Below are 10,870 nucleotides of genomic sequence, written 5' to 3' on the forward strand. Positions count from 1 at the left end.
GTGCTGCTCTCGGGGTTTGGTGCTTTTGTGGCGGCGCGCCAGAGTTTCCTGCAGTGGTACCCGCCTGAAATCGCCTCTTGCGGCCGCGACTTCTACGGAATGATCGAGACTTTTCCGCTCAAGCGCGCCATTCCCATGATTTTCAAGGGCAGCGGCGACTGCACCAAGATTGACTGGACCTTCCTGGGCCTGTCGATCGCCAACTGGTCTTTCCTGTGTTTTGTGGCGATCCTGCTGGTGGGCCTGGTGTTGATGGTCCGCCAGGCGAAACGCCGCTGAAAGGGCCGTCCAGGTCTGGACGGGATCCGCAGCGCGCTGAGCGTTTGCCGCAGCAGCCGCTACCCATATTTGGCGCTGACAGGCGAACATTTGCCCATGGCGTTTTATCCCTTTAGGTGACTTTCATGAAGGGCTAAAGCCTGTCGTGGCGGAGGTCAAATCGATATACTGTACATAAATACAGTATTTATCCCGATTTGAACCCCCACCATGCTTTCGCCAACCCCTGTGGACCGCGTCTTGCCGGACCTTGCCAACGCCCATGTATGGCGCGCAGGCGAGCTGGGCAGTGCGAGCTTGCGGACCCTTCCCACAGGCTACGCCACGCTGGACGCCGTTTTGCCCGGCGGCGGCTGGCCACAGGGGGCGCTGGTTGAGGTGATGCAGCCGCAGGCCGGGCTGCATGAATGGGGCCTGATTGCGCCGGCACTGGCAGCCCTGCAGGCAGAGACGCCCGGCGGGCTCACCGTGCTGGTGGGCGCGCCCTGGCTGCCCTTTGGCCCTGCGCTGGGCGCACGCCGGGTCAACATGCAGCGGCTGCTCAGCGTGCAGGGCAAGCTTGGTGACGCGCCGTCACTGCTGTGGGCCACGCGCGAAGCGCTGCAATGCGCCGATGTGCACAGCGTGCTGGCCTGGCTGCCGGATGCGCGCAGTGCCCATTTGCGCCGCCTGCAGATTGCCGCGCATGCGCACAACAAGCTGTTGTTGGTTTTTCGTCCGCCGCGGGCGCAGCAGGAGTCCTCGCCTGCGCCGCTGCGTTTGCTGGCCGAAGGCACCGTGAACGAAGCCGGCAACCTGCACGTCCATGTGCTCAAGCGCCGCGGCCCGCCGCTGGCTGCGCCGGTGCTGCTTGATACCCGGCCCGCCCGGCTGTCGGCCTTGCTGGCGGCCAGCCGCGACAGGGCCCGGCAAAAGCGGGAGGAGCTTGCCCCCATCCTGTTGCCGTCGCTGGTGTCGCTGCCTGTTACCTCACCCCGGAGTCCCATCCATGCGTTGCTGGATCGCATTGCGCATCTCGATCACCACTGAGGCGGCGCAGCAGTGGAGCGAGGACGCCGCTGCCCTGCAGCGGGCGGTGGCCAGCCTGGCGTTGAGCTTCACCCCGCGCGTGGCGTTGGTCGATGAAGCGGTGCTGATGGACGTGACGGGCAGCCTTCGCCTTTTTGGCGGGCTGGCCCGGCTGATGCAGCTGCTCGAGCAGAAAATTCAGCTGTTTTTTGCATCAAATCAGGTTGCGGCCCTTATTGAGCGGGCGCAAGGTGCTACATCTTTGATAGCGCTTGGGCGTCTTCGGATGCAGCAAGACCAGCCCGGGTCTGTCAAAAAGCGTGTGGCCGACCTGCCCATGGACACGTTGACAGCCGCGCGTGCGCACCTGGGTGTGCTGGAGCGCATTGGCTGCCGCACCTGGGACGACCTGCTGCGCCTGCCTCGCGACGGTGTGGCCCGGCGTTTTGGCGCCGAACTGCTGGAGGCGCTGGACCGCGCCCGCGGCACCGTAGCCGATGACTACGCGTGGCAGGTGCTGCCCGAGCACTTTGAGGAAAAACTGGAGCTCAACGCGCTGGTCACCCACGGGCCCGCGCTGATGGCGGGCGTTGAGCGCCTGCTGGTGCACCTGCACGCCTGGCTGTTGGGGCGCCAGAGCGGGCTGTGCGCCCTGAAAATCATCTGGCACCTGGACAAGCGCCGCGACGTGCCGCCGACCGGCGAGCTCGAGATCCGCACCGCCCAGCCCGCACAAGACCTGCGCCACATGGCGCGCCTCATCTCCGAGCACCTGGCGCAGCAAAARCTGCCGGCGCCRGTGCACAGCCTGACGYTGCARTCGCTGGYYACCGARCTGCTGGCYGATKCRGCCGCCGCCACCGGCAGYCTGCTGATGGARGCACGSCRGCAGGGYGACRGCGYGGTGGARYTGGTCGAGCGSCTSAGYGCMCGCCTGGGCGATGCCCATGTGCAGGCCTGGCAGCCTTGCTGCGACCACCGGCCCGAGCTGATGCAGCGCTGGGTCTGCGCCAGGGGTGCTATCAAATCAATAGCTGGTTGCGCTGGACAGCAAAGGGCTGGAGGCCAAAAACATGCATCAAAAGGCCGAAAAATGCCAGACGACAAACGGGAACCCCTTCATGCCGGACCATTGGCCAAAGTCGATGACCTTTACCCCAGTTGGCTGTTGCCCGAGCCGCTGCGCCTGGCGACCCAAGGCAACAGCCCGCTCTACCAGGGCAAGCTCACACGCGTAGCAGGTCCGCAGCGCCTGGAGGCAACCGGCTGGCTGGCGCCCAGCGAGGGCGCTTACCGCGCACATGCCGAGCGCCACACACCGCCCACGATGCGTGACTACTACGTCTACCGCAGCGAGCAGGGCTCCCTGCTGTGGATTTACAGCGTCCGGCTGGCTTTGCTGGCGCCCGATGGCCAGGCGGCGCAGCAGCAGCGGCACCACTGGTATTTGCACGGTTTTTTTGCTTGAGTTCGCCATGTCGCCCGAAGCCTTCTCCGAATCCATCATGCTGCCGGACTATGCAGAACTCCACGCGTTAAGCAATTTCAGCTTCCAGCGCGGTGCCTCGCATGCGCACGAGCTGGTGGTGCGAGCGGCCGAGCTGGGCTACCGCGCCATTGCCATCACCGACGAATGCTCGGTGGCCGGCGTGGTCCGGGCGCACGAGGCGGTTAAGCAGCTCGAGAAGCTCAACGGCCCCATCCAGTTGCTGCCAGGCGCGGAATTCCTGGTGAGATCTGAAACCGGAAATGCGGCCTTCCGGCTGGTGGTGCTGCCGCACAACGCCACGGGCTGGGGCAATCTGTGCGAGTTCATCACCACCGCCCGCCAGGTGGGCGACAGCCTTGAAAAAGGCAGCTACCGCGTGGCTTTGGGCGAAACGGACTTTTCGATACTGGAGGATTGCGAGCTGTTGTTGTCACCCCTGGCCGAGGCCATCGATACCGGGGCTTTGTGCGTCCATGCGCAATGGGCGCTGGCGCATTTTGGTGGCAACGCCTGGCTGGCCGTGGAACTGCTGCAGGACATGGACGACGCCTTGCGGCTGGCACAACTGCGCGAAGTCAGCCGGCGCACCGGTATCGCGCTGGTGGCTGCCGGCAATGTGCTGATGCACCTGCGTTCGCGCAAGCCGCTGCACGATGTGCTGACGGCCATCAGGCTGGGCTGCACGGTGCATGAATGCGGCTTTGCATTACAGGCCAATGCCGAGTCGCACCTGCGTCAGCGCATGAAGCTGGCCGAGGTTTACCCGCGCGATTTGCTGCGCGCCACGCTGGAGATCGCCGGCCGCTGCAGCTTCAACCTCGATGAGATTCGCGATCTTTATCGTTATCCGCACGAAGACATGGTGCCGGCGGCCGAAACGCCTGCTTTTTGCTTGCGGCGGCTGGCCTGGCAGGGCGCCCAAAAGCGGTACCAGCGCCGCATTCCCCACAAGATCAGGCGGCAGGTGAGCAAGGAACTGGCCCTCATCGAGGAACTGGGCTACGAGATGTACTTCATCACGGTCCAGGACATCGTGCGGTTTGCCCGCAGCAAAGACATTCTTTGCCAGGGCCGCGGCTCGGCGGCCAACTCGGCCGTCTGCTATTGCCTCGAAGTCACGGCCATCGACCCGTCGGAAAGCGATTTGCTGTTCGAGCGTTTCATCAGCCGTGAGCGTAAGGAGCCGCCCGATATCGACGTCGACTTCGAACACGAGCGGCGCGAAGAAGTCATCCAGTACATCTATGAAAAATACGGCCATGACCGCGCCGCCATTGCCGCCACCGTCATCAGCTACCGCTCCCGCAGCGCCGTGCGCGACGTGGGCAAGGCCCTGGGCATAGATCCCGACACGGTGGAGCTCTATGCCAAAGAGCATTTCTGGTTTGACGGCAGCAAGGTGCTAGAAGAAAAAATCCGCGAGGCCGAAGTGCAAGCGGATATCGGGCCGGTGCTGCAGTGGCTGGAACTGTCCCGGCTGCTGATGGCGGTTTATCCGCAACCTGAAGACGAAATAGCCGAAGCCGACGACCACAAAAAGCGCGACAAAGAACGCCCGGCCTTTCCCCGCCACCTGAGCCAGCACGTGGGCGGCTTTGTGCTGACGCAGGGCAAGCTCACGCGGCTGGTTCCGGTGCAGCCGGCCTCCATGGAAAAACGCCGCATCATCCAGTGGGACAAGGACGACCTGGAGGCCATAGGTTTGATGAAGGTGGACGTGCTGGCGCTGGGCATGCTATCGGCCATCAGGCGATGCCTGGACATGGTGAACCAGACGCGCGGCAGCAACCTTGAAATGCACACCTTGCCGCTGGAAGATGAACAAACCTACGACATGATCTGCGAGGCAGACACCACGGGTGTCTTCCAGATCGAAAGCCGGGCGCAGATGTCCATGCTGCCGCGCTTGCAGCCGCGCTGTTATTACGACCTGGTCGTCGAGGTCGCTATCGTACGGCCTGGGCCCATCCAGGGCGGGATGGTGCACCCCTACCTGAAGGCCCGCGAAACCAAACGCAAGGAAGGCAAGGTCACCTCCGAATACCCGGCGCTGGACCCGGCACTGGAGCGCACCTTGGGCATCCCGATCTTCCAGGAGCAGGTGATGCAGATTGCCATCATCGCGGCTGACTTCACGCCGGGTGAGGCCGATGGATTGCGCCGTTCCATGGCAGCCTGGAAGCGCAAGGGCGGCGTCGGCCACTACCGTGACCGGCTGATCAATGCCATGGTGAAGAACGGCTACGCGCTGGAGTTCGCCGAGCGCATCTTCAGCCAGATCATGGGTTTCGGCGACTACGGCTTTCCTGAAAGTCACGCCGCCAGTTTCGCCAAGCTGGTCTATGTGAGCTGCTGGCTCAAGTGCCACGAGCCCGCGTGTTTCCTCGCCGCGCTGATCAACTCGCAGCCCATGGGCTTTTATGCGCCTTCACAACTGGTACAGGACGCGCGCAGGCACAGCGTGGAGGTGAGGGCAGTCGACGTGATGCACAGCGAGTGGGATTGCACACTGGAGCCAGGCCAAAGCACGCCTCCTGCGCAGTACCCGGGCATCCACAAGAACCAGCCAGCCGTTCGCCTGGGCTTGCGCCTGGTGGCCGGCCTGTCTGAAGCTGCGGTGATCAGGCTGGTGCAGGCGAGAACAGCGGCCCCCTTCACCTCGACCGAAGACCTGGTGTCGCGCGCTCAGCTGGGCTCGCTTGAGATCAACGCCCTGGCCGCAGCCGATGCCTTGCTGCCGCTGKCCGGCCACCGGCGCCAGCAGGTCTGGGAGGCCTCGGCCATCAAGCCGGCGCCGTTGCTGCTCAAGTCCGTCCCCACGCATGAAACGCCGCTTGCACTGCCCGACACCCCCGAAGGCGAAAACATCCTGTTTGACTACAACGCCACAGGCCYGACCCTGCGCCGCCACCCGCTTGCCTTGCTGCGCGGACGACTGGCCAGGCGCGGCCTGCTGACTGCGAGTGAACTCAATGCGTTGCCCGACGGCCAGGAGGTCGCTGGCTGCGGCATCGTCACCGTGCGCCAGCAACCACAAACCGCCAACGGCACCATCTTTGTAACGCTGGAAGACGAGACCGGCCCGGTCAACGTCATTGTGTGGAAGTCATTGCGGGAAGAGCAGCGCGCTGAGCTTTTGCACTCACGCCTGCTGGCGGTTCACGGCGTGTGGCAGCGCAGTGAAGAAAATGGCACCGCCAAAGGCTATGGTGCGGTGCGGAACCTGGTGGCGCATCGGCTCGAAGACCTCACGCCGCTGCTGGGGCGATTGGGCACCTCAAGCCGTGATTTTCATTGAGGTGCCGGGTCTCTCGCCAAGCCATCACCGCGTCAGGCGATTGTTTGCAGTGCGCGCTCCCGCCGTGCATCGTCCAGCAGCTTGCGCACTTCGTCGTCCGTGGCCTGGGGAAAGTTGCGGTACCACATGCTGACGGCGCTGAAGGGTTCCGGCCGGGCCGGGCAAACCACTTCCGTGGCCTGATCTTCCAGCCCGCGGCACCCTTCTTCGGCGCCGACAGGCACGGCGACCACGAGCTCCAGCGGACGCTGCTGCCGGATAGCCAGCGTGGCTGCGCGCATCGTGGCGCCGGTGGCCAAGCCATCGTCCACCACAATGACCGTTCGYCCTGCAATGCTGATGGATGGGCGCCCGTTGCGGTAGAGCTGTTCACGGCGTACCAGTTCGGCTTCTTCCCTGGCGACCACCGCAGCCACGGCCTGCGGCTCCAGGGTGACGCCCGGCAGCGGATCCATCACCCGCACGCCGCCGTTGGCCATGGCGCCCATGGCATATTCTTCATGTCCCGGATAACCCAGCTTGCGCACCACAAAAATGTCCAGCGGCGCCTCCAGTTCACGGGCTACTTCGCGCCCGACCGCCACGCCGCCGCGCGGTAAGGCCAGCACAAGCAGGCCGGGGCGGCCGCGGTAATGCGCCAGGGCTTCCGCCAGCAGCCGGCCGGCGTGGGCGCGGTCATGGTAAGGCAAAGAAACGCCCGTCATTGCGCGTACTCCAGGCGGCTGACATCCAGCGTTGTCTTCGGGGGGGTCGGGGCAGCGGTGCCGCGGCCCAGGCGCGGGCCGAACCACGCGGCGGACAGGTCCGCGACCTGCTCCAGGGCACCGCTCTCGGCAAACAGGTGCGTGGCGTCCGGCACGATGGTGAGCTGTTTCTCGCAACGCAGCCGCTGGAAGGCCTTGCGGTTGATGTCCACCACACCGTGGTCCTCGCCACCCACGATCAGGATAGTGGGTGCCGTGACGGCAGCCAGCGCGACAGGTCCCGCCAGGTCGACACAGCCACCACGCGACACCAGGGCGGCGACGCGCGGCCCAAGCCGCGCCGCGGCGATCACCGYAGCGGCGCTGCCGGTGCTGGCGCCGAAGTAGCCGATAACCGCATGCTGGAGCGCGGGTTGCGAAGCCGCCCACAAGGTAGTGTCTTGCAGCCGCCTTGTCGACAGCGCGATGTCAAAGCGGTGCTGGCGGGTATAGACATCACGCTTTTGCTCCTCTACTGTCAGCAGGTCAAACAACAGGGTGGCAATGCCTTCCTGCTGCAGCCTTGCGGCGACCAGGCGGTTGCGCGCACTGTGGCGGTCACTGCCGCTGCCGTGGGCAAACAGCACCAGGCCGCTGAAGCCGTCAGGGGCAGCAAGGTCACCACACAACCAACCCCCGTCGCAGGGAATCCGGACCTCCTGCACGGTGGTATGTGAGGATGGGGAAGGCGAAGAAAGCGAAACAGAGGAGGGTGGGTGCAGGCTGGTCATGAAATCTCCAGGCAAGCCCCTAGGCTAGAAAAGCGGGCGTGACCGCCTTGTCGGAACACGCCCATTCCCTTGTAGGAATGCTGCAGCCTGTAACAGCAACCTCAACTGTCCACGCGGCGATAAAACGCCGGCAAGCCTGCCGGCGCCAGCGGGGCCCGCTATTAGCGGCTTCGCGCCTCGTCCGTTTCTGCGGTGCTCTGTTGCACGGCGAGCTCCAGCAGCCTGCTGTAGTTTTCCAGTTTTTTGTACAGCAGGCGCACTTCCAGCGCATTGTGAATACGCGTTTTGACTTCGATCAGGTCAAACGGTTTGCTGATGAAGTCCTTGGCGCCGGCCTGCAAGGCGCGCAGCTTGTGCGCCGGTTCCGCGGTCAGCACGATGACCGAGAGGTATTTGTCGTGCTTGTCTTCCTTGAGCGCCTCCATCACCTGGAAGCCGTCCATGCCGGGCATTTTCAGGTCGAGCAGGATCAGGTCGTAGCGGTGGTTCGCGTGCAGCGCGGCCACCTCCGCCGGATTGGTGGTGGAGCTGACCTGGGTATAACCGGCGCCTGCCAGCAGTTGCTCCAGCAACTGCACATTGACGGGCTGGTCGTCCACTATCAGGACGGTGGCATGGAGGATGTTGAATTCTGAGTTCATACCTTGATTCCTTTGGCTGCGGCGCGATCGGTTTTAGCTTTTGCCAGCTTGAACATCAGGTCAAGGGTTTCCATGAACTCGTTGATCTTGATGGGCTTGGTGAGATAGCGGTAGAAGCCGGCCTGCAGGCCTTTTTCAATGTCGCGCGGCATGGCGTTGGCGCTGAGCGCCACCACGGGAATATCCCGCGTCAAGGGGTCTTCCGACAGGATCTTCATGGCGGTAATGCCGCTGATGCCGGGAAGGTTGATGTCCATCAGGACGAAATCCGGAAGCKAGGCCCGGGCAATCGCAATGCCGCTGATGCCGTCGCGCGCTGACAGCAAACGGAAGTCCGCGCGTCTGGCGATCAGGTCCTCTACCAGCATCAGGTTGGCGGGGTTGTCCTCGACGTAAAGCACGGTGCAGGTTTGTGGATCGGCGGGCTCATGCATTGCAGGGCCCAGCGCGAGATTGAGCAGTTCYGGAGAAAACTTCTGTTCGGCGGTGACGTTCAGTTCGATCCAGAACATGCTGCCTCTGCCGACCGCGCTCTCCACGCCGATGGTGCCACCCATCAGCTCAACCAGCCGCTTTGTCATGACAAGGCCTATGCCTGTGCCTTGTTCGCCGCTGGCTTCCTGCCCGAGGCGGTTAAAGGGCTGGAACAACTGGGCTATTTTCTCGGGCACCAGGCCCTCGCCTGTGTCTTCGACGCAAATACGGACACGCCCGGGAGGTTTGTCGATGCACTGGAGGGTCACCTTGCCGTGCTCAACGTTGTACTTGATGGCGTTGGACAGCAGGTTGATCAGCACCTGCTTGAGGCGTGTGCGGTCCACGTTGACAAAGACCGGTGTATCCAGCTCCGGAAAGCTCACGGCGATGCCGCGTTTTTCTGCTTGCGACTCAATCATGGTCTCGCATTCGCGCATGACTTCAGCAAGCGACACCGGTTCCAGCGACAACGACAGCTTGCCGGACTCGATCAGCGCCAGGTCCAGGATTTCGTTGATGAGGTCCAGCAGGTACCAGCCGGCCTGAAGGATCTGGTCCACGCTGCGCTTTTGCGATGGCGTGGGCTCTGGCGTGCCGGACTCGATCAGCTGCGCAAAGCCGAGGATGGCGCTGAGCGGGGTGCGCAGCTCATGGCTCATGCTGGAGAGGAAATCGGATTTGGCGAGGTTAGCCTTTTCGGCCACTGCCATGGCTTCTTTCAAGGCCACTTCAACCTGCTTGCGCACCGAGTTGTCGGTTCCGATCAACAGGTAGCCGATGATGGTGCCCAGGTCGTCGCGCAAGGCGGTGATCGACACGATAGCCGGAAACCGGCTGCCATCCTTGCAGATATAGGTCAGCTCGTAAATGTCTTCAATGCCGCGCGAGGCTTTGAAAGTCAGCGCCTCGAAGCCAGGCGCAATGGTCGTGGCGAGTTCTTCGCTCAGTGCCTGCGCGCGCGCCGTCACTTCCTGCGGGTCGTGAATGTCGCTGGGGTTGAGTTTGTTGACGACCTCGGCCGCCATATAACCCAGCATGCGCTCGGCGCCCACGTTGAAGAGCTGGATGATGCCCTTTTCATCGGTGGCGATGATCGAGAAGTTTTCGCTGGTAAGAATGGCGGTTTGGAGCGCGCCGGTTTTCAGCAGCGCCTCCTGGCGCCTGACTTCGATGCCGTCGGCTTTGGCGAGCGCATCGAGGGCGCTCAGGCTGGTAACGGGTGACATGGGCCATGTTCCTGTGAAAGTAACGACGAATCGTGCTGAGTGGCGCCGCTGGGCGGCGTATCTACGATCCTGGCCGGGAAGATGCGTGAAGCCTCGGGAAAGGCTGACTCAGTTTACAGGACTAAGCTGGAAAGTCCATGCGCCGATAGCAGCGGGGAGGGGTGCGCGGACACCTCAGGCGCTGGTGGCGCCCTGAATCCTGCAAAAAAAAGCGCGTGCTCAGCTGTTTGCGCGGCGGTAAAACGCCAGCGAGCCTGCCAGGGCCAGCAGGGCCGCACCGCAGGTGCGGTCTATCCACCGTGTGGCCGAAGCCTTGAGCAGGCGAATCGCGCGCGCGCCGACGAAGGCATAAGCAAACATGACAGAAAAATCGATGCCCGCAAACACCAGCGCAATGGCGATGTACTGGGGCGCCTGCGCGCCTGCCGGGTCAATGAACTGCGGCAGCAGGGCGGAGCAGAACAGGTAACCCTTGGGGTTGGTCACTGCGACCAAAAAAGATTTCATGAAAATTGCGCGGGCACCATGTTGTGTGCCGGCGGTGTTTTCAGCGGGAACCTCAAACCCGCCGCGCGAACGCAGCAGGCGAATGCCCAGCCAGGCCAGGTAGACCGCACCCGCCCACTTGAGCATTGAAAACCAGAACTCGGAGGCCGCCAGCAGCGCACCCAGGCCCAGCGCGACTGCACCCACCAGCACGAAGTCGGACATCACCGCCCCCAGCATGCCCGGCACCGAGCGCCGTACACCGTAGCGCGAGCCATTGGCCAAAGCCAGCAGCACGGTAGGGCCGGGTGTGGCGATGGCTACCAGCGCCACGACGGAAAAAAGCAGCAGCGTGGCGGTGTTCACGCCGCGGCTCCGCAGCCTTCTGGCTTGTAGACACGTTCGGTTGAAGGCGGGTATTTGGCGAGAAAGCGCTCGGGTCGGCTCGGCCGCACGGTGAAGCCGCCGCCGCAATTGGGGCACACGCCCTTG

Annotated in this window: 9 protein-coding genes; 4 read left to right on the forward strand and 5 right to left on the reverse strand. The window is 63.5% G+C overall.

Annotation, left to right across the window (positions count from 1 at the left end; translation table 11 throughout):
* The 4 genes from AC1D0Z_RS11625 to AC1D0Z_RS11640 form a co-directional block, all read left to right on the forward strand.
* Nucleotides 1-279, forward strand: a 279-nt coding sequence (locus tag AC1D0Z_RS11625) for a disulfide bond formation protein B (protein WP_477658403.1), incomplete at its 5' end; no start/stop codon positions are given.
* A gap of 210 nt (nt 280-489) precedes the next feature.
* On the forward strand, nt 490-1,308 hold the full coding sequence (imuA, locus tag AC1D0Z_RS11630) for a translesion DNA synthesis-associated protein ImuA (RefSeq protein ID WP_477658404.1): 819 nt from the start codon (nt 490-492) through the stop codon (nt 1,306-1,308).
* Nucleotides 1,268-2,755 carry a Y-family DNA polymerase gene (locus AC1D0Z_RS11635; RefSeq protein ID WP_477658405.1) on the forward strand — a complete coding sequence of 496 codons (1,488 nt, stop codon included), beginning with the start codon at nt 1,268-1,270 and terminating at the stop codon, nt 2,753-2,755. Before imuA ends, AC1D0Z_RS11635 begins: the two co-directional genes overlap by 41 nt.
* 7 nt (nt 2,756-2,762) lie before the next feature.
* Nucleotides 2,763-6,074 carry an error-prone DNA polymerase gene (locus tag AC1D0Z_RS11640; protein WP_477658406.1) on the forward strand — a complete coding sequence of 1,104 codons (3,312 nt, stop codon included), beginning with the start codon at nt 2,763-2,765 and terminating at the stop codon, nt 6,072-6,074.
* Between the two features lie 32 nt (nt 6,075-6,106).
* On the opposite strand, the gene AC1D0Z_RS11645 is transcribed toward AC1D0Z_RS11640, so the two are convergent.
* From AC1D0Z_RS11645 to AC1D0Z_RS11665, 5 genes are all read right to left on the reverse strand, one after another.
* Nucleotides 6,107-6,778: a phosphoribosyltransferase gene (locus AC1D0Z_RS11645; RefSeq protein WP_477658407.1), complete on the reverse strand. Its 672-nt coding sequence runs from the start codon at nt 6,776-6,778 to the stop codon at nt 6,107-6,109.
* Entirely contained in the window at nt 6,775-7,548 is a 774-nt protein-coding gene (locus AC1D0Z_RS11650; RefSeq protein ID WP_477658408.1) for a dienelactone hydrolase family protein, read from the reverse strand. The genes AC1D0Z_RS11645 and AC1D0Z_RS11650 overlap by 4 nt, the downstream gene beginning before the upstream one ends.
* 161 nt (nt 7,549-7,709) lie before the next feature.
* Nucleotides 7,710-8,189 (reverse strand): response regulator, encoded by a 480-nt coding sequence (locus AC1D0Z_RS11655; RefSeq protein WP_477658409.1) that lies wholly within the window; start codon nt 8,187-8,189, stop codon nt 7,710-7,712.
* Nucleotides 8,186-9,892 (reverse strand): PAS domain-containing hybrid sensor histidine kinase/response regulator, encoded by a 1,707-nt coding sequence (locus tag AC1D0Z_RS11660; protein ID WP_477658410.1) that lies wholly within the window; start codon nt 9,890-9,892, stop codon nt 8,186-8,188. Before AC1D0Z_RS11660 ends, AC1D0Z_RS11655 begins: the two co-directional genes overlap by 4 nt.
* A gap of 219 nt (nt 9,893-10,111) precedes the next feature.
* On the reverse strand, nt 10,112-10,744 hold the full coding sequence (locus tag AC1D0Z_RS11665; RefSeq protein ID WP_477658411.1) for a LysE family translocator: 633 nt from the start codon (nt 10,742-10,744) through the stop codon (nt 10,112-10,114).
* Nucleotides 10,745-10,870 lie beyond the last annotated feature (126 nt).

Source organism: Polaromonas sp. P1_E3 (assembly GCF_056405935.1).